Source organism: Hydrogenophaga sp., assembly GCF_035481345.1.
Lineage (GTDB): Bacteria > Pseudomonadota > Gammaproteobacteria > Burkholderiales > Burkholderiaceae_C > Hydrogenophaga.
The window spans coordinates 1-18,491 of the sequence record NZ_DATIGV010000074.1 but is presented as its reverse complement, the minus strand read 5'-3'; the positions used below and the strand labels follow the sequence as shown (position 1 = coordinate 18,491).

The following is an 18,491-nucleotide window of genomic DNA, read 5'->3' as shown; positions in this document are numbered from 1 at the left end:
CCCGTAGACTCGGCCTCCAATCGGCACACGGGTGGCCTACACTTTCGCTCTTTCGCGGGCGCCTTGGATCTCTCCGCCCGCCCCACAGGTTTCCTCTTCGTCATCCCCTCTATCCGGAGTCTTTCCATGAGCAAGAAACCCGTTCGTGTCGCCGTCACCGGCGCCGCCGGCCAGATCGGCTACGCCCTGCTGTTCCGCATCGCCTCCGGCGAAATGCTCGGCAAGGACCAGCCCGTGATCCTGCAATTGCTGGAGATCCCGGACGAGAAGGCCCAGAAGGCGCTCAAGGGCGTGATCATGGAACTGGAAGACTGCGCCTTCCCGCTGCTGGCCGGCGTGATCCCCACCGGTGACCCGATGCTCGCCTTCAAAGACGCCGACTACGCCCTGCTCGTGGGCGCCCGCCCGCGCGGCCCCGGCATGGAGCGCGCCGACCTGCTGGCCGCCAACGCCCAGATCTTCACCGCCCAGGGCAAGGCCCTGAACGCCGTGGCCAGCCGCGACGTGAAGGTGCTGGTGGTGGGCAACCCCGCCAACACCAATGCCTACATCGCCATGAAGAGCGCGCCCGACCTGCCGCGCGAGAACTTCACCGCCATGCTGCGCCTGGACCACAACCGCGCGGCCAGCCAGATCGCCGCCAAGACCGGCGGCAAGGTCGGCGAGATCGAGAAGCTCACCGTCTGGGGCAACCACTCGCCCACCATGTACGCCGACTACCGGTTCGCCACCATCGGCGGCAAGAGCGTGAAGGACGCCATCAACGACCAGGTCTGGAACGAAACCGTGTTCCTGCCCACCGTGGGCAAGCGCGGCGCCGCCATCATCGAGGCGCGGGGCCTGTCCTCGGCCGCTTCGGCCGCCAACGCCGCCATCGACCACATGCGCGACTGGGCCCTGGGCTCCAACGGCAAGTGGGTCACCATGGGCGTGCCCTCCAATGGGGAGTACGGCATTCCCAAGGACGTGATGTTCGGCTTCCCGGTCACCACCGAGAACGGCAAGTACAAGATCGTCGAAGGTCTGCCCATCGACGAGTTCAGCCAGAAGTGCATCGACAAGACCTTGGCCGAGCTGCAAGGCGAGCAGGACGGCGTCAAGCACCTCCTGTAATCGACCGCACCGCCCGCGATGGCCGACTGGAACCCAGCGCTCTACAGCCGCTACGAGGACGAACGCACCCGTCCCGCGCAGGAGCTGTTGGCGCGCGTTCCGCTGGGCTCGCCGCGGCGGGTGGTGGACCTGGGCTGCGGCCCGGGCAATTCCACCGAGCTGCTGGTGCAGCGCTACCCCGATGCCCAGGTCACGGGCATCGACAATTCCCAGGCCATGCTCGAGAGCGCGCGTCAGCGCCTACCGGGCGTGGCCTTTTCGCTGGGCGACATCGCGACCTGGCGCCCGGAGCGAGCGCCCGATCTCATCTACGCGAATGCCGCCCTGCAATGGGTGCCCGGACACGAAGCGCTCTTTTCCCGGCTGTTTGCCGAATTGGCCCCGGGCGGTGTGCTCGCGGTGCAGATGCCGGACAACCTGGACGAGCCCAGCCACCGTCTGATGCGCGAGGTGGCCGCCCAGGCGCCGTACGCGGGGCCGATCGGCGACGCCAGCCGCCTGCGCGAGCCGCGCCGGCCCATCGCCGACTACTACGACCTGCTGGCGAAGGACGCCGCGCAGGTCGACGCCTGGCACACCGTCTACCAGCACCGCATGGACTCGCCTGGCGCCATCGTCGAATGGGTGCGTGCCACCGGCTTGCGCCCCTTCGTCGATCCGCTGAACGCCGAGTTGCGTTCAAGCTTCCTGGCCGACTACGAGCGCCGCATCGATGCCGCCTATCCCGCGCGATCGGACGGTCGCCGCCTGCTGGCCTTTCCGCGCCTGTTCATCGTGGCGCAGCGCAAGCCATGACGCACGCCGCTCACCCACGTGACGTCCTGCTCGGCGCCCAGGCCGGTGCGGTGGTCTTGCCCGTGTGCGACCACTACAGCGGCGTCGAGGCGCGCATGCGCAAGAGCCTTGCGCTGCAGGCCGAGCTCACCGCCGAATTCGGTGCCTGCGTGTTCGACGTCACCCTTGACTGCGAAGACGGCGCCCCGGTGGGTGGCGAGGCGGAGCACGCCGCACTGGTCACCGAACTCGCGCTGTCCGCTCCCGCCGGTGCGCGCGTGGCGGTGCGCGTGCACGCGGTCGATCACCCGGCCTTCGAAGCCGACATCGCCCACATCGTGGGCAAGGCCGGCGCGCGTCTGTGCCACGTCATGCTGCCCAAGGTCGAGACCGTGGCCGACCTCGATCGCGCCGCCGCCTTGCTCGACGCCGCCGGCGCGCGCGACCTGCCGTTGCACGCCCTGATCGAATCGCCCGCCGCCGTGCACCGCGCCTTCGACATCGCCGCCCATCCGCGCCTGCAGAGCCTGAGCTTCGGCCTCATGGATTTCGTCTCCGCCCACGGCGGCGCCATTCCCTCGACCGGCATGAGTTCGCAGGGCCAGTTCAGCCACCCGCTGGTGCTGCGCGCCAAGATCGAGATCGCCAGCGCCTGCCACGCGCACGGCAAGGTGCCCGCGCATGGCGTGGTCACCGAGTTCAAGGACGTGGCCACGCTGCAGGCGGCCGCGCGCCGCGCCGCGCACGAACTCGGCTTCACCCGCATGTGGAGCATCCACCCCGACCAGATCCGCCCCATCGTCGCGGCCTTTGCGCCCGCGGCCGACGAGGTGGACGAAGCCGCCACCGTCATCGAGCGCGCCGCCGCCGCGGCCTGGGCCCCCGTGCAGGTGGCCGGCCGCCTGCACGACCGCGCGAGCTACCGCTACTACTGGCAGGTGCTGGAGCGCGCGCAGCGCACCGGCCGCCGCCTGCCCGAGCCGGTGCACGCCCTGTTCACCTGACCCCTTTTTTTGCCAGTCCCCCCACGGAGAACCCCATGTCCAACTTCCTCGCCGACTACCGCGCCCACGCCGCCGAACGCGCCGCGCTGGGCATTCCGCCGCTGCCGCTGTCCGCGCAGCAGGTGGCCGACCTGATCGAACTGATCAAGGCCCCGCCGGCCGGCGAAGACGCCTTTCTGCTGGACCTGCTCACCCACCGCGTGCCCCCGGGCGTGGACGACGCCGCCAAGGTCAAGGCCAGCTTCCTGGCCGCCGTCGCGCACGGTGACCTGAAGGTGGGCCTGGTGGGCAAGGCCAAGGCCACCGAGCTGCTGGGCACCATGGTGGGTGGCTACAACGTGCACCCGCTCATCGAGCTGCTGGACGACGCCGAGGTCGCGGCCGTGGCCGCCGAAGGCCTGAAGAAGACGCTGTTGATGTTCGACTACTTCAACGACGTCGCGGCCAAGGCCAAGGCCGGCAACGCCAAGGCGCAGGAGGTCATGAAGAGCTGGGCCGAGGCCGAGTGGTTCACCACCCGCCCTGAGGTGCCCAAGTCCATCACCGTCACCGTCTTCAAGGTGCCCGGTGAAACCAACACCGACGACCTCTCGCCCGCGCCCGACGCCTGGAGCCGCCCCGACATTCCCCTGCACTACCTGGCGATGCTGAAGAACACGCGCGGGGACTTCGGTGCGCCAGGCGGGGCGGTCTTCAAGCCTGAGGAAGACGGCAAGCGCGGCCCGATGCAGTTCATCGACGACCTGAAGAAGAAGGGCCACCTCGTGGCCTACGTGGGCGACGTGGTGGGCACCGGCTCCTCGCGCAAAAGCGCCACCAACAGCGTGATCTGGGCCACCGGCCAGGACATCCCCTTCGTGCCGAACAAGCGCTTCGGCGGCGTCACGCTGGGCGGCAAGATCGCCCCCATCTTCTTCAACACGCAGGAAGACTCGGGCTCGCTGCCGATCGAGGTGGACGTCTCCAAGCTGGAGATGGGCGACGTGATCGAGGTGCTGCCGTACGACGGCAAGCTCACCAAGAACGGCAGCACCGTGGCCGAGTTCAAGCTCAAGAGCGACGTGCTGTTCGACGAAGTGCGCGCCGGCGGCCGCATCAACCTCATCATCGGCCGCAGCCTCACCGCCAAGGCGCGTGAGTTCCTGGGCCTGCCGGCCTCCACCGTGTTCCGGCTGCCGCAGGCGCCCGTGGCCACCAAGGCTGGCTTCACCCTGGCGCAGAAGATGGTCGGCCGCGCCGTCGGCCTGCCCGAAGGCCAGGGCGTGCGCCCCGGCACCTACTGCGAGCCGCGCATGACCACCGTGGGCAGCCAGGACACCACCGGCCCCATGACGCGCGACGAGCTGAAAGACCTGGCCTGCCTGGGCTTCAGCGCCGACATGGTGATGCAGTCCTTCTGCCACACCGCGGCCTACCCGAAACCGGTCGACGTGAAGACCCACCGCGAGCTGCCCGCCTTCATCAGCAACCGCGGCGGCGTGGCCCTGCGCCCGGGCGACGGCGTGATCCACAGCTGGCTCAACCGCCTGCTGCTGCCCGACACCGTGGGCACCGGTGGCGACTCGCACACCCGCTTCCCTATCGGCATCAGCTTCCCCGCCGGCTCCGGCCTGGTGGCCTTCGGCGCGGCCACTGGCGTGATGCCGCTGGACATGCCCGAAAGCGTGCTGGTGCGCTTCAAGGGCCAGATGCAGCCCGGCGTGACCCTGCGCGACCTGGTGCACGCCATTCCCTACGCCGCCATCAAGGCGGGCCTGCTCACCGTGGCCAAGGCCGGCAAGAAGAACATCTTCTCGGGCCGCATCCTCGAGATCGAGGGCCTGCCCGACCTGAAGGTGGAACAGGCCTTCGAGCTGTCCGACGCCTCGGCCGAGCGCTCGGCCGCCGGCTGCACGATCAAGCTCAACAAGGAGCCCGTCATCGAGTACCTGAACTCGAACGTCGTGCTCATGAAGAACATGATCGCCGACGGCTACCAGGACAAGCGCACGCTGGAGCGCCGCATCCAGAAGGTGCAGGAGTGGCTGGCCAACCCGCAACTGCTGGAAGCCGACAAGGACGCCGAATACGCCGCCGTCATCGAGATCGACCTGAACGAGCTGAAAGAGCCCGTGCTCTGCTGCCCCAACGACCCGGACGACGCCAAGCTGCTGTCCGACGTGGCCGGCACGAAGATCGACGAGGCCTTCATCGGTTCGTGCATGACCAACATCGGCCACTTCCGCGCCGCGGCCAAGCTGCTGGGCGGCCAGCGCGACATCCCGGTGAAGCTGTGGGTGGCCCCGCCCACCAAGATGGACGAGAGCGAGCTCATCAAGGAAGGCCACTACGCCGCCTTCGGCACCGCCGGCGCGCGCACTGAAATGCCCGGCTGCAGCCTGTGCATGGGCAACCAGGCGCAGGTGCGCGAGGGCGCCACGGTGGTGTCCACCAGCACGCGCAACTTCCCGAACCGCCTGGGCAAGAACACCAACGTGTTCCTGGCCTCGGCCGAGCTGGCGGCCATCGCCTCCAAACTCGGCCGCATCCCGACCGTGGCCGAGTACCACGCCGAAATGGGCATCATCAACCAGGACGCCGCCAGCGTGTACCGCTACATGAACTTCGACCAGATCGAGGAGTACGCGGAGACGGCGAAGGGGGTGGTGGTTTGAGACGGGCGGCTGAAGGGCCGCACGGGAAATGAAGACGGCGCCATTCGCGAGGATGGCGCCGTTTTGTTTGCCAGATGAGGGATTGCGCCAATTGAATCCGGATGGATTCGGACGCTCAGAGCTGGGTGTTCGAGAGACCTGCTCGTTTAATACTGGCCAGAGACATCTGCTGCTTCAGTTTGATGATTTGCTCTTTTTTCTCCTCCAGCGAGGCCTGGACCAATTCTGTCCCCATCTCGATTTCTTTCAGCTTTTTCCCCGCGTCATCAATGAGTCGACTTTGTGTGTCTATGGCTTTGCGCAAAAAATCTTTCTGAAGTGCTTTCCTATAACCATCTTCCGTGCCTCCATTTGCCGTGAAACGATGCTTGGTGACTAGTTCTTCCTTGGTGAGTTCACGAGTCAGTATCTGTGCAATGGAGCGCTGGGTGTGAGCCACCCAGTTGAGGGCCGTACTCCAGTCGTCATACTTGGGCACATTGGTGTCAGCGATCAGCTTTTTCAGCTCGTCAGTCTTCGCGGATTCGGGCGTGCTTTTCACTTTGGCGGGGGCGGACTGCGTCAATTGACTGACCAATGGAACTCCGCCTGGCAATTTCAAAGCAATTTCATTGGCTTCTTTTTCCACCTGCTCGCGATCTTTGTTTGATGCTTTGGGTTTTTCCTCGCCAATTCCCGTGGCCTGACCTTCTCCATTTTCTTGATGCGAGGGACCTTTGAAGGCGCCTTCCAATTCGGCGAGCAAATCGTCAAGCTCCGTGTTGAGCCCCACTTCTGTTTTCGGGGCGGGGCTATTCGTGGTCACAATCGCTGCCTTCTCCGCCTTCTCCGCCTTCTCCGCCTTCTCCGCTTCTTCCGCTTCTTTGTTCAATTGCCTGTAGAGGCCGACCAGTTCTTGGTCCAAGTCCTCCATGTCCGAATTGTCCAACTTCCATTGAATGTCATCCAATGCCCTGTTCGGGTCCGCGTTGGTTACCGTGCCCTCTTCCCCGAGTGCCGCGCGCAAACCTTCGATGATCTGATCCTGCTGTGCGGGCTCCGGCAGCTGTTTCACCTCGCGCAGGGCCTGGTTCAGATCCACGTTTGTCACCGCTGGGCCTGGCCCTGCGGAGAAGGTGTCAACGGGTGCAGGCGAAGCACCACGCTCGGCTTGAGCGGCCAATGTCTTGGCGTCCTCGCTGTGCTGCTTCAGCAATTGCTCGGTTTGACCCGCCAACTCCCGAGTGCGGGTCTCGCTGTCCTTGATGAGGTCGCTGAACAGGCTCCTCAGATAGCTGAAACTGTTGGACGGCATCTTGTGGTCGGCAATAGCGCTCGTCAGAACGTTGAGGCATGTGGTGTACAGCACCACTTGAGTCGTGGCGTTCAGGGTGGATTTCTGCAGCGCGGCAATGGCCGGATCGTCGGACAGTTGTACGGACGGCTGCGCTGGTCCGGTCGCTGTTTTCGCGGGTGGTGGGGCAGGCGTGAGTTCGTCGTCAATGCTGTGCTCTGTGGACGAATTCGCATCAAGTTCCTCGTTGTGCGAGTCGTTCAGATGCGAGTCCTCAAAATGAATGATGGCGTTTGACCCGATGACGCTCGAGTTGGCGTGGTTAGGATCGCCAGATCCGACACTCAGACTCCTTTCAGAGTTCAATGGCTGAGGTTCACCCTCGTTAGATTCAAGTTCAAAATGGAAAGCGCTATTGTTGGTTTTCAGAAGCTGGTCTTTTTCCACATTGCCGGTGCCAATGGGCTTGCCCTGGGAAGAATTAAAAGCAGGAGTGATGACCGTGGACTTGGAATTGGTGCGGTTCATGGCGAATCCAGTGGTGGCGAATGGGGAAATGGGGAAGAGAACAGTCAGGCACGCAGCCCGGCGTGCTGCAAGGCACCGGCAAGGGGTTGGGCGTCCGGCGTGGCGGCGGTGGTGTTGCGCAGCTCACGCCGCCAATCCAGCACCTGCAGCACGGTGTCGCGCATCAGCCGCGCCAGCCAGGCCTCGGGGCTGGCGTCGCCGCGCGGGGGCGTGGCCGTCAGGCACAGCAAGGTGGTGTGGCGCTTGGGGTGGAAGCCGAAGCGCAGGTTGGGGTGGTCGGCGGTGCTGAGCTGCAGCGCCAGCAGGTGCTCATGCACGGCGGCGCGCTGGGTATCAGGGAATTTGGCGATCTCGGCCAGCAGCAGGAAGTGCGGGCGCGGCGCCTTGTGCTGGATTTCGAGGTGTACGCCGTCGAGGGTGACGGTGTGGCCCTTGCCGAGGGCGTACGGGTCAGGCAGGCTGAGTTCGAGGCTGGCGCGGTGGCAGAGCGTGGAGAGCTCGTCGGCGGTCATGGCGAAACCCTGGAATGGAGGTTCCGCCTCTGTCACCCGGCCCGATCGGTGGTTCCGGCGCGCCTCGTGCGCCCACCGTCGGCCAAATGGCCCTCAAGTGGCCGTGAGCGCCGGCCTTGATGGTTGGGTGATCAGGCCGCCATCTGCGCCAGCGCCCTCAGCCGCTCGGCCGTCTCCTCATCGGCCGGAAAGAAGGTCTCCAGCGCCAGTTCCTGCAGCGTGATGTCCACCGCCGTGCCGAACACGGTGGTGGTGCTCACCAGGTTGAGCACGCCCAGCGGCGTTTCAAAGCGAAAGGGCATGAGCACGCCCAGGTGTTCGCCAGGCAGGGCGTGGTGATCATCGCCCTCGTCGGGCGTCGGCAGAGCACGCAGTTCCTCGGCCAGCTCGGCCAGGCCGGTGTCGCCCGTGGTGGCGATCTGCTGGCGCAGGCGCTCCAGCAGGTGTTCGCGCCACTGCGGCAGGTTGTGGATGCGCGGCGCCAGGCCCTGGGGGTGCAGGCTCAGGCGCAGCACGTTCAGCGGCGGCTGCAGCAGCTCGGGCGCGATGCCTTGCAGCAGCAGCGGCACCAGGCGGTTGTGCATCACCAAATTCCAGTGCCGGTCCATGGCCAGCGCGGGCCAGGGCTCGTGCGCGTCCAGGATGCGCTGCACGGCGGCGCGTGCCGAGGCCATGGCCGGGTCGTCGAGTGCGCGTTCGCGGTACATGGGCGCAAAGCCGGCCGCCACCAGCAGGGCGTTGCGCTCGCGCGGCGGCACCTGCAGGCGTTCGGACAGGCGCATCACCATCTCCCGGCTGGGGCTGGCGCGGCCGGTTTCCACGCAGCTCAGGTGGCGCGTGGAGACCTCGGCCTGCAGGGCGAGCTCGAGCTGGCTCAGGCGGCGGCGCTGGCGCCAGTGGCGCAGGTGCTCGCCGAAGGGAAGCGGGGTGGCGTGGTGGGCGTGCATGGATCGCATGGTAGGCCGGGTGGCGCCGGTGGCCATGACCTGGCAGGTCATGGACCCGCTGCGGGGCGGCCGACACCATCGGCGCTATGTTCAACCCCCTCAGGAGTTCCACCATGAGCCTTTCGAACCTGCACCTGTCCACCACCCACCTGCGCCGCGTGCTGGCGCTGGACGCCATCTCCGGCGCCGGTGCCGCCGTGTTGCACCTGGCCTTTGCCGGCTCGCTGGCCACCTGGTTCGGTCTGTCCGAGGGGCTGATCACCGCCGCCGGCTGGGCGCTGCTGGCCTACGTGGCGCTGTCCACGATCCTGGCGCGTCAGGTGATTCCGTCGCGCGGACCGCTGATGGTGCTGATCATCGGCAACGTGGTCTGGGGCATCGGCTGCCTGGCCCTGGCCTGGGGCGGTGACGGCGGTGTGACCGCGCTGGGACAGGCCTACCTCACGGTGTTGGCGGTGGCCGTGCTGGCCCTGGCGGACCTGGAGTTCCTGGGCTGGCGCGCGCCGGCCGCGCGCCTGGCGGTCTGATTCCAGCAGGCGCCCACGGGGCAAATCGGTGCCGAGCTTGCGGTGGCGCCAGAAGATCGCAGAATGGCCATCGACCCAGAACAGCCACGATCTTCAGGAGCCACCGCATGGACGCCCCCACGAGCTACACGCACCCCTTCGCCCAGACCGTCAAGACTTTCACCCCCAGCGCCGGCAAGACAGGCCGGCTCTATTCATTGCCGGCCCTGGCGCGCGAGTTTCCCAACGTCAAGCGCCTGCCGCATTCCATCCGCATCGTGCTGGAGAGCGTGCTGCGCCACTGCGACGGCGAGCGCGTGACGCGCGAGCACGTGGCGCAACTGGCCAACTGGCAGCCCAACGCGCCGCGCACCGACGAGATCCCCTTCACCGTGGCGCGCGTGGTGCTGCAGGACTTCACCGGCGTGCCGCTGCTGGCCGACCTGGCCGCCATGCGCAGCACGGCGCAGCGCCTGGGGCGCGACCCCGGGCGCATCGAACCACTGGTGCCGGTGGACCTGGTGGTGGACCACTCGGTGATGGTGGACCACTACGGCACCAAGGAGGCGCTGGATCTGAACATGAAGCTGGAGTTCAAGCGCAACCTGGAGCGCTACGGCTTCATGAAGTGGGGCATGCAGGCCTTCGACACCTTCGGCGTGGTGCCGCCGGGCTTCGGCATCGTGCACCAGGTGAACCTGGAGTACCTGGCGCGCGGCGTGCACCTGCGGGGTGGGCTGTACTACCCCGACACGCTGGTGGGCACCGACAGCCACACCACCATGATCAATGGCATCGGCGTGGTGGGCTGGGGCGTGGGCGGCATCGAGGCCGAGGCCGCCATGCTGGGCCAGCCGGTGTACTTCCTCACGCCCGACGTGGTGGGCTTCGAGCTCACCGGCCGCCTGCGCGGCGGCGTCACCGCCACCGACCTGGTGCTTACCGTCACCGAGATCCTGCGCCAGCACAAGGTGGTGGGCAAATTCGTGGAGTTCTTCGGTGAGGGCACGGCCTCGCTCACGCTGCCCGACCGCGCCACCATCGCCAACATGGCGCCCGAGTACGGCGCCACCATGGGCTTCTTCCCGGTCGACGAGAAGACGCTGACGTACTTCCGCGGCACGGGCCGCAGCGCGGCCGAGATCGACGCCTTCGAGGCGTACTTCAAGGCGCAGGGCCTGTTCGGCGTGCCGCGGCGCGGCGAGATCGAGTACTCGCAGGTCATCACGCTGGACCTGGGCACCGTGGCGCCCAGTCTCGCGGGCCCCAAGCGCCCGCAGGACCGCATCGAACTGGGCGACGTGTCGCGCCGCTTCACCGAACTGTTCGCCTCGCCCATGGAGCAGGGCGGCTTCAAGCAACTGCCGGGCAAGCTGGAACAGGCCTTCCCCACCGGCAAGGGCGTGGACGTGAGGAACGGCGACGTGCTGATCGCCGCCATCACGAGCTGCACCAACACCAGCAACCCCGGCGTGCTGCTGGCCGCCGGCCTGCTGGCGAAGAAGGCGGTGGAGAAGGGCCTGAGCGTGCAGCCGCATATCAAGACCTCGCTGGCGCCGGGCTCGCGCATCGTCACCGAATACCTCACCAACACCGGCCTGCTGCCCTATCTGGAAAAGCTCGGCTTCGCGCTGGCGGGCTACGGCTGCACCACCTGCATCGGCAACGCGGGCGACCTCACGCCCGAGCTCAATGCCGTCATCACCGAGAACGACCTCGTGTGCGCGGCGGTGCTCTCGGGCAACCGCAACTTCGAGGCGCGCATCCACCCCAACATCAAGGCCAACTTCCTGGCCAGCCCGCCGCTCGTGGTGGCCTACGCCATCGCCGGCAACGTCACGGTGGATCTGATGACCCAGCCCGTGGGCCGCAATCGCCAGGGCCAAGCCGTGTACCTGGGCGACATCTGGCCGAGCAGTGACGAAATCCACGCGCTGATGAAGAGCGCCATGAACGGCAAGGCCTACCGCGACAACTACGCCCGCGTGAAGACCGAGCCCGGCGAACTGTGGGAGCAGATCCCCGGCCTGAGCGGCACCACCTACGACTGGCCCAAGAGCACGTACATCGCCGAACCACCGTTCTTCGAGGGGTTTGCGCTGGATGACACCGACGGCGCGCGACCGGTGAGCGTGTACGGGGCGCGCATCATGGCGCTGTTTGGCGACTCCATCACCACCGACCACATCTCGCCGGCGGGCAACATCAAGGCCTCGTCACCAGCGGGTCTGTGGCTGCAGGCGCACAAGGTGCTGCCAGCCGACTTCAACAGCTACGGCGCGCGCCGCGGCCACCACGAGGTGATGATGCGCGGCACCTTTGCCAACGTGCGCATCAAGAACCTCATGATCCCGCCGCTGCCCGACGGCACGCGCGAGGAGGGCGGCTTCACGCTGCACCAGCCCTCCGGCGAGAAGCTGCCCATCTACGACGCCGCGATGCGCTACGTGCAGGCCGGCGTGCCCACGGTCATCTTCGCGGGCGAGGAGTACGGCACCGGCTCCAGCCGCGACTGGGCGGCCAAGGGCACGCAACTGCTGGGCATCCAGGCCGTGGTGGCGCGCAGTTTCGAGCGCATCCACCGCAGCAACCTGGTGGGCATGGGCGTGCTGCCGCTGCAGTTCAAGCCGGGCGAGTCGTGGGAATCGCTCGGGCTGCGCGGCGACGAGACGATCGACGTGGTGCCCGACCCGGGCCTGCGGCCGCAGAGCGACGCCACGCTGGTGATCACGCGGCCCGACGGCCAGCGACGCGAAATCGCGGTCACCTTGCGCATCGACACCCCCGTGGAGGTGGACTACTACCGCGCCAAGGGAATTCTCCCTTACGTGCTGCGGCAATTGTTGACCGCTTGAGCCGGTCACCGCATCACGGCATCATGTGACCCACGGAATCTTCGTCGGGGGTCGCGATGCGAAAGACAGCGAAGTACAGCCCCTCGCGCCGCCCGGCCCAACCGGCCGATGCGGTGCCGGGGGCGGTGGTGGCCGAACCTGCCGCCCAGCCACGGCCCGCACGCCGCTGGCGCACCGCTTTGGCGCATGGTGCGGGCAACCCGCGCGTCATGTGGGCGGCCATCGCGCTGCTGTCCGTCGCGCTCATCGCGGCGGTGTGGCAGCGCCAGGCGGGTGGCGGCGCGCCCCTCACGCAGAAGGACATCGACGCCGCCGTGCTGCGCACGCTCACCACGCAGGTGATGCCGTCGCCGGCCGCGCGCGCGGCCGAGAAGATCCGCCCCGCCGTGGTGCGCGTGCTGTCCTACGGCAAGGACGACAAGGGCCAGGAGTCCGAGCAGGGCGTGGGCACGGGTGTGGTGATCGTCGACAAGGGCATCATCCTCACCAACCTGCACGTGGTGCAGGGGGCCGAGCGGCTGAAGATCACCTTCGCCGATGGCAGCGAGTCGGGCGCCACCATCACCGGCGCGCAGCCCGAGAACGACCTGGCCGTGCTGCAGGCCCAGACCATCCCCGATGACCTGATCGCGGCCACCATGCGCTCCACCGGCGATCTCGTGGCTGGCGACGAGGTGGTGGCGGTCGGTTTTCCCTTCGGCATCGGGCCCTCGGTGTCGGCCGGCGTCATCTCCGGCTTCGACCGCGAGTTCAAGTCGCCCGAAGGCAAGCAGGTCATCGGCAACCTGATCCAGTTCGACGCCGCGGCCAACCCGGGCAATTCCGGCGGCCCGCTGGTCACCATGGACGGCGAGGTGGTCGGCATCGTCACCGGCATCCTCAACCCCACCAGCGCGCGCACCTTCGTGGGCATCGGTTTTGCCGTGCCCATCGAAAGCGCCGCCAGTGCCGCCGGCCTGCCCCCGTTCTGAGCCCCTTCATCCACCGACCGGAGCCCTTCATGAGCGACACCAACGCCCCCGAAACCGCCCAGCTCATGGAGCAGATCCTGTACGAGGTGAAGCGGGTCGTCGTCGGCCAGGACCGTTTCCTCGAGCGCGTGATGGTGGCGCTGCTGGCGCAGGGGCACCTGCTGGTGGAAGGCGTGCCCGGTCTGGCCAAGACGCTCACGGTGAAGACGCTCGCCGAAGCGGTGCAGGGCCGCTTCAAGCGCATCCAGTTCACGCCCGATCTGGTGCCGGCCGACCTGGTGGGCACGCGCATCTACAACCAGAAGACCGGCGACTTCGGCACCTCGCTGGGCCCGGTGTTCGCCAACCTGCTGCTGGCCGACGAGATCAACCGCGCGCCGGCCAAGGTGCAAAGCGCGCTGCTGGAGGTGATGCAGGAGCGGCAGGTCACCATCGCGGGCGAGTCGCACAAGGTGCCGCGTCCCTTCGTGGTGATGGCCACGCAGAACCCGATCGAGACCGAGGGCACCTACCCCCTGCCCGAGGCGCAGGTGGACCGCTTCATGATGAAGGTGCTGGTGGACTACCCCACCGACGAGGAGGAGTACGTCATCGTCGAGCGCGTCACCGGCCCCGCCGTGCAGGTGAACGCGGTGGCCACGACCGATCAGCTCGCCACGCTGCAGGCGCAGTGCCGCGAGGTGTACGTGGACCCCTCGCTCGTGCAGTACGCGGTGCGCCTGGTGTCGGCCACGCGTTACCCGGACAGGCACGGCATCAAGGACATGGCCACGCTCATCACCTTTGGCGCCAGCCCGCGCGCCACCATCGGTCTGGTGGAGGGCGCGCGCGCCCTGGCCATGCTGCGCGGGCGCTCCTACGCGCTGCCCGAGGACATGGTGGACCTGGTGCCCGACGTGCTGCGCCACCGCGTGGTGCTGTCGTACGAGGGCCTGTCCGAAGGACTCACGAGCGATGCGCTGATCGCGCGGATCATGAAACACATTCCGCCGCCGGCCCGTCCGCTGGAAGCGGAAAAGCGGGTGGCCTGACATGTTCAAGCGCCTGTTCGGCCGAACGCCCGCCGATGCGGGGGGCGAGACGGTGAAGGCGCCCGCCGAGCAGCGCGCCGACGCCTTGCTGCGCCGGCTGGAGTGGAGCGTGCTGCGCCGCCTGGACGGCCTGCTGCAAGGCCACTACAAGACGCTCATGCGCGGCAGCGGCCTGGATCTGGCCGACCTGCGCGAGTACCAGTTGCATGACGACGTGCGCCACATCGACTGGAACGTCACCGCTCGCCTGCAGCAACCGCATGTGCGCGTGTTCACCGAGGACCGCGAGATGGCGGCCTGGTTCCTGCTCGACCTCAGCCCCTCGGTGGACTTCGGCTCGGGCGAGCAGCGCAAGAGCGACGTGCTGCTGCAGTTCACCGCGGTGCTGGCGCGCCTCATCTCGGGCCAGGGCAACCGCGTGGGCGCCCTGGTGTACGGCTCGGGTGGCCGCGCACGCGTGGAGGCCATGCTGCCGGCGCGGGGCGGGCGCAACCACGTGCTGCGGATCATGCAGATGCTGATGCCGCGCCCGGCGGCGAATAAGGAAGCTGTGCCGGCCGACGAGGCCGCCACCCGTCTGGGCGACCTGCTGCGCAGCGCCGTCTTCACCGTGCGCCAGCGCAGCACCGTCTTCGTGGTGTCCGACTTCATCAGCCAGCCCGGCTGGGAGACGCCGCTGGGCGAACTCGCGCGCCGCCACGACGTGGTGGCCGTGCGCCTGGTCGATCCGCTGGAGCTGGACCTGCCCGACCTGGGCCTGATCCCCATCCGCGATGCGGAGACCGGCGAGCAGATCGTGGTCGACACCCACGACAAGGGCTTTCGCCAGCGCTTTGCGCGCATCGCCGCGCAGCGCGAGGCGCAACTGCGCGAGAGCCTGGCGCGCGCCGGTGTGGACACCCTTGAACTCGCCACCGACGAGGACCTGGCCGACGCCGTGCTGCGCTTCGTGGACCTGCGCGAGCGGCGCGTGCGCCACGGCGCGGGCGGGCGACCCATGCCGACTCAGTTGCCGCGCCGCACCCGGGAAGGAGTCAGGACATGACCGATTTCAATTTCACTCTGCCACCCGTCACCTTCCTGTGGCCGCAATTGCTGTGGCTGCTGCTGGCTCTGCCGCTGCTGGTGCTGCTCTACGTGTGGTTGCTGCGCCGGCGCAAGCGCGCGGCGCTGCGCTACGCCAACCTGTCCATCGTGCGCGAGGCCCTGGGCAAGGGGCCGGGCTGGCGGCGCCACGTGCCGCCGGTGCTGATGCTGCTGTCGCTGGCGGCCATGCTGCTGGCCGCGGCGCGGCCCATGGCCAGCATCACGCTGCCGTCCACGCAGCAAACCATCATCCTGGCGATGGACGTGTCGGGCAGCATGCGCGCCGAGGACGTGCAGCCCAACCGCCTGGTGGCCTCGCAGAACGCCGCCAAGGCCTTCCTGGCGGAGCTGCCGCGCCACGTGAAGGTGGGCATCGTGGCCTTCGCCGGCTCGGCGCAGGTGGTGCAACCGGTCACGCTCAGCCGCGAGGACCTGGTCACCGCCATCGACAAGTTCCAGTTGCAGCGCGCCACCGCCATCGGCAGCGCCATCGTCGTCTCGCTGTCCGAGCTGTTCCCCGAGCAGCGCATCAGCCTGACCGACATGACCTACAACCGCAACACCGACCCGTTCGCGCCGCGCGGCCGCTCGCTCGACCAGCCGCGCAACAACGAGGAGAAGGCCTTCCAGCCCGTGGAGCCCGGCTCCTATGGCTCGGCGGCCATCATCCTGCTCACCGACGGCCAGCGCACCACGGGCGTGGACACGGCCGAGGCCGCGAAGATGGCCGCCGATCGTGGCGTGCGCGTCTACACCGTGGGCGTGGGCACGGTGGAGGGCGAGGTCATTGGCTTCGAGGGCTGGTCCATGCGCGTGCGCCTGGACGAGGACACGCTCAAGGACGTGGCGCGCACCACCCGGGCCGAGTATTTCTACGCTGGCACCGCCGAGAACCTCAAGCAGATCTACCAGTCGCTGAGTTCGCGGCTGACAGTGGAGAAGAAGGAAACCGAGCTGTCGGGCCTGCTGGCGCTGGTGGCGGCGGGGCTGGCGATCGTGGCGGCGGCGCTGTCTTTGGCCTGGTTCAACCGCATCCTTTGAGTCCCCGCTGGCCCAGCGGGCAAGGGCAGTGTGACGGGCCGATACCATCGGCCCGATGAACCCTTCCGTGCTCCTGGCTGGCGGCGGCATCGCTGGTCTGGGGGTGGCCCTGGCCCTCGTGCGCCACGGTCACCCCATCACCCTGATCGAACAGGCGCCCGCCTTTGGCGAAATCGGTGCCGGCCTGCAACTGGGCCCCAACGCCGTGCGTGTGCTGGCGGACTGGGGCTTGCATGACGCGCTTGACGCCGTGGCCGCCTGGCCCGAGGCGCTGCGGGTGCGCGATGCATCGAGCGGGCGTGGCCTTGGACAGATGCGTCTGGGCGCCGCCTTCGAGCAGCGCCACGGGCAGAGCTACGCCTGCGTGCACCGGGCCGATCTGCATGCGCTGTTGCTGCAGGCCGTGCAGGCGCGGCCCGGCGTGTCCTGGCGCCTGGCCAGCCGAGCGGTATCGGTCAACGAGCGCAGCGACACCGTCAAGCTCGCGCTCGACAGCGGTGAAATTCTGGTCGGCCCGGCCGTGATCGGTGCCGATGGCCTGTGGAGCCGTGTGCGTCATGCGGTGGCCGACACCTTGGCGCCGCGCCCGACCGGGCACATCGCCTACCGCGGCTTGGTGCCGGCCGCCGCGCTGCCGGCCGCCCTGCGTGCGCCTTGCGTGCAGGCCTGGCTCGGGCCGCGTCTGCACGTGGTGCACTACCCCGTGCGCCGCGGCGAGGCCTTCAACCTGGTGGCGGTGGTGCAGGCGCCCGCGGGCGCGGCGCTGAACGCGCAGAGCTGGTCCGAGCCCGCTGCGGGCATCGAGTTGCAGGTCGCGCTCGGCCCGGTGCACCGTGAGCTGGCGGCCTGGCTCGACGCCGTGCCCGCGTGGACGCGCTGGGTGTTGCACGAGCGCGCGCCCCTGAACGGGCCGCAGGGCATGGCCAGCGGCCGTATTGCGTTGCTGGGCGACGCCGCGCACCCCATGCGGCCCTACCTCGCGCAGGGGGCCGCCATGGCGCTCGAGGACGCCTGGACGCTGGGGCGCCTGGCGGCGGATCCCGCGCTCACGGACTGGCCGCAGCGGTTCCTGCGCTACGCCGAACTGCGCTGGGCGCGCAACGCCCGGGTGCAGCGGCGATCGCGGCGCAACGGCGTTGTCTTCCACGCGCACGGTCCGCTGCGCTGGGCACGCAACGCGGCCATGGCCGTGCTGGGCGAACGTCTGTTGGACAATCCCTGGCTCTACCGCGGCCCGGGCACGCCCTGAGCCCCTTCTCATTCGACGCCTGGAGACACGACATGACCCTGCCCCCGATGAACCGACGCCACGCCCTGGCCACAGGCGCCGCACTCGCCGCCGCCACGGCAGTGCCCGCCGCGCGGTCGCAAGCCGCCTGGCCCAGCCGCCCGCTCAAGATCGTGGTGGGTTTCCCCGGTGGCTCCTCTCCCGACCTGATGGCCCGCACCCTGGCCGACCCGCTGCAGGGCCTGCTGGGCCAACCGGTGGTGATCGAAAACCGCCCGGGCGCCGGTGGCAACGTGGCGGCCGCCCAGGTGGCACGCGCCGACGACGACCACACCATCGGCTTGATGATCAACGGCAACATGACGATCGCCAAGATCCTCAACCCCGCCACCACCTACGACCCGCTCACCGACCTTACCCCGGTCTCGCTGATTGCCGTGGCGCCGCTGCTGCTGGCCGGTGCGCCCGGCACGCCCGCCGACCCGCGCGCCTTCCTGGAGGCCGCGCGCAGCAACGGCGACAAGTGGAACTACGGCACGCCAGGCATCGGCACCGTGGCCCACCTGGGCATGGAGCTGCTGAAGTCGCGCGCCGGCCTGGGCGCGGTGCACGTGCCCTACCCGGGCAACCCGCAGGTGATGGCCGCCATGGTCGGCGGGCAGATCCAGATGTCGCTTCTGCCGCCGGGCCTGGCCATGGCGCAGGTGAAGGCCGGCAAGCTGCACGCCATCGGGGTCACCTCGGCCGGCCGCAGCGCGGTGGTGCCCGACGTGCCCAGCCTGGCCGAGGCGGGCGTGAAGGATTTTTCGCTCGAGATCTGGAACGCGGTCGCCGCGCCCAACAGCCTGCCCAAGGCGCACGTGAACCGGCTGGCCACGCTGCTCGCCGAGATCGTGCGCCGCCCGGACGTGCGCGAGAAGATCCTCAACCAGGGCTGGGCCGTGGCCGGCACCTCGCCCGAGGGCCTG

Annotated in this window: 15 protein-coding genes; 12 read left to right on the top strand and 3 right to left on the bottom strand. The window is 68.3% G+C overall.

All coding sequences use genetic code 11. The features are described from left to right. Positions 1-126 precede the first annotated feature (126 nt). Genes VLG41_RS07420 through acnB form a run of 4 tightly spaced genes read left to right on the top strand, consistent with a single transcriptional unit; the run spans position 127 to position 5,545 of the window. On the top strand, positions 127-1,113 hold the full coding sequence (locus tag VLG41_RS07420) for a malate dehydrogenase (protein ID WP_325348756.1): 987 nt from the start codon (positions 127-129) through the stop codon (positions 1,111-1,113). Between the two features lie 18 nt (positions 1,114-1,131). Next, positions 1,132-1,908 carry a trans-aconitate 2-methyltransferase gene (tam, locus tag VLG41_RS07415; protein WP_325348755.1) on the top strand — a complete coding sequence of 259 codons (777 nt, stop codon included), beginning with the start codon at positions 1,132-1,134 and terminating at the stop codon, positions 1,906-1,908. After that, the gene (locus VLG41_RS07410; RefSeq protein ID WP_325348754.1) at positions 1,905-2,891 is read left to right on the top strand and encodes an HpcH/HpaI aldolase/citrate lyase family protein; all 987 of its coding nucleotides are present in this window, start codon (positions 1,905-1,907) and stop codon (positions 2,889-2,891) included. The genes tam and VLG41_RS07410 overlap by 4 nt, the downstream gene beginning before the upstream one ends. A gap of 35 nt (positions 2,892-2,926) precedes the next feature. Further along, the gene (acnB, locus tag VLG41_RS07405; RefSeq protein ID WP_325348753.1) at positions 2,927-5,545 is read left to right on the top strand and encodes a bifunctional aconitate hydratase 2/2-methylisocitrate dehydratase; all 2,619 of its coding nucleotides are present in this window, start codon (positions 2,927-2,929) and stop codon (positions 5,543-5,545) included. A 115-nt stretch (positions 5,546-5,660) separates the two neighbouring features. On the opposite strand, the gene VLG41_RS07400 is transcribed toward acnB, so the two are convergent. The 3 genes from VLG41_RS07400 to VLG41_RS07390 form a co-directional block, all read right to left on the bottom strand. Then, complete coding sequence (locus tag VLG41_RS07400; RefSeq protein WP_325348752.1) at positions 5,661-7,346, bottom strand: hypothetical protein; 1,686 nt, start codon at positions 7,344-7,346, stop codon at positions 5,661-5,663. Positions 7,347-7,390: 44 nt separating this feature from the next. Further along, the gene (locus VLG41_RS07395; RefSeq protein WP_325348751.1) at positions 7,391-7,858 is read right to left on the bottom strand and encodes a hypothetical protein; all 468 of its coding nucleotides are present in this window, start codon (positions 7,856-7,858) and stop codon (positions 7,391-7,393) included. 131 nt (positions 7,859-7,989) lie between these two features. Then, positions 7,990-8,814: a helix-turn-helix transcriptional regulator gene (locus tag VLG41_RS07390; protein WP_325348750.1), complete on the bottom strand. Its 825-nt coding sequence runs from the start codon at positions 8,812-8,814 to the stop codon at positions 7,990-7,992. Between the two features lie 104 nt (positions 8,815-8,918). On the opposite strand from VLG41_RS07390, the gene VLG41_RS07385 reads away from it, so the two are divergent. From VLG41_RS07385 to VLG41_RS07350, 8 genes are all read left to right on the top strand, one after another. Further along, positions 8,919-9,332 (top strand): hypothetical protein, encoded by a 414-nt coding sequence (locus VLG41_RS07385; protein WP_325348749.1) that lies wholly within the window; start codon positions 8,919-8,921, stop codon positions 9,330-9,332. Positions 9,333-9,439: 107 nt separating this feature from the next. Next, positions 9,440-12,166, top strand: coding sequence for an aconitate hydratase AcnA (acnA, locus tag VLG41_RS07380; protein WP_325348748.1), 2,727 nt, complete (start codon positions 9,440-9,442; stop codon positions 12,164-12,166). A gap of 56 nt (positions 12,167-12,222) precedes the next feature. Further along, positions 12,223-13,137 (top strand): S1C family serine protease, encoded by a 915-nt coding sequence (locus tag VLG41_RS07375; RefSeq protein WP_325348747.1) that lies wholly within the window; start codon positions 12,223-12,225, stop codon positions 13,135-13,137. Between the two features lie 29 nt (positions 13,138-13,166). Then, the gene (locus tag VLG41_RS07370) at positions 13,167-14,168 is read left to right on the top strand and encodes a MoxR family ATPase (protein ID WP_325348746.1); all 1,002 of its coding nucleotides are present in this window, start codon (positions 13,167-13,169) and stop codon (positions 14,166-14,168) included. Between the two features lies 1 nt (position 14,169). Continuing rightward, positions 14,170-15,213 (top strand): DUF58 domain-containing protein, encoded by a 1,044-nt coding sequence (locus VLG41_RS07365; protein ID WP_325348745.1) that lies wholly within the window; start codon positions 14,170-14,172, stop codon positions 15,211-15,213. Beyond that, entirely contained in the window at positions 15,210-16,295 is a 1,086-nt protein-coding gene (locus VLG41_RS07360; protein ID WP_325348744.1) for a VWA domain-containing protein, read from the top strand. Before VLG41_RS07365 ends, VLG41_RS07360 begins: the two co-directional genes overlap by 4 nt. Positions 16,296-16,350: 55 nt before the next feature. Next, the gene (locus tag VLG41_RS07355; protein WP_325348743.1) at positions 16,351-17,544 is read left to right on the top strand and encodes an FAD-dependent monooxygenase; all 1,194 of its coding nucleotides are present in this window, start codon (positions 16,351-16,353) and stop codon (positions 17,542-17,544) included. Between the two features lie 32 nt (positions 17,545-17,576). Further along, on the top strand, positions 17,577-18,491 hold a 915-nt coding region (locus tag VLG41_RS07350), incomplete at its 3' end, for a tripartite tricarboxylate transporter substrate binding protein (RefSeq protein ID WP_325348742.1).

Excerpts from the sequence above, each read along its gene's own strand:
- VLG41_RS07365 (WP_325348745.1), top strand. The coding sequence starts at position 14,170 with ATGTTCAAGCGCCTGTTCGGCCGAACGCCCGCCGATGCGGGGGGCGAG.
- acnA (WP_325348748.1), top strand. The coding sequence starts at position 9,440 with ATGGACGCCCCCACGAGCTACACGCACCCCTTCGCCCAGACCGTCAAG.
- acnB (WP_325348753.1), top strand. The coding sequence starts at position 2,927 with ATGTCCAACTTCCTCGCCGACTACCGCGCCCACGCCGCCGAACGCGCC.
- VLG41_RS07390 (WP_325348750.1), bottom strand. The coding sequence starts at position 8,814 with ATGCGATCCATGCACGCCCACCACGCCACCCCGCTTCCCTTCGGCGAG.
- VLG41_RS07355 (WP_325348743.1), top strand. The coding sequence starts at position 16,351 with ATGAACCCTTCCGTGCTCCTGGCTGGCGGCGGCATCGCTGGTCTGGGG.
- VLG41_RS07395 (WP_325348751.1), bottom strand. The coding sequence starts at position 7,858 with ATGACCGCCGACGAGCTCTCCACGCTCTGCCACCGCGCCAGCCTCGAA.
- VLG41_RS07410 (WP_325348754.1), top strand. The coding sequence starts at position 1,905 with ATGACGCACGCCGCTCACCCACGTGACGTCCTGCTCGGCGCCCAGGCC.
- VLG41_RS07375 (WP_325348747.1), top strand. The coding sequence starts at position 12,223 with ATGCGAAAGACAGCGAAGTACAGCCCCTCGCGCCGCCCGGCCCAACCG.
- tam (WP_325348755.1), top strand. The coding sequence starts at position 1,132 with ATGGCCGACTGGAACCCAGCGCTCTACAGCCGCTACGAGGACGAACGC.
- VLG41_RS07370 (WP_325348746.1), top strand. The coding sequence starts at position 13,167 with ATGAGCGACACCAACGCCCCCGAAACCGCCCAGCTCATGGAGCAGATC.
- VLG41_RS07400 (WP_325348752.1), bottom strand. The coding sequence starts at position 7,346 with ATGAACCGCACCAATTCCAAGTCCACGGTCATCACTCCTGCTTTTAAT.
- VLG41_RS07420 (WP_325348756.1), top strand. The coding sequence starts at position 127 with ATGAGCAAGAAACCCGTTCGTGTCGCCGTCACCGGCGCCGCCGGCCAG.
- VLG41_RS07360 (WP_325348744.1), top strand. The coding sequence starts at position 15,210 with ATGACCGATTTCAATTTCACTCTGCCACCCGTCACCTTCCTGTGGCCG.
- VLG41_RS07385 (WP_325348749.1), top strand. The coding sequence starts at position 8,919 with ATGAGCCTTTCGAACCTGCACCTGTCCACCACCCACCTGCGCCGCGTG.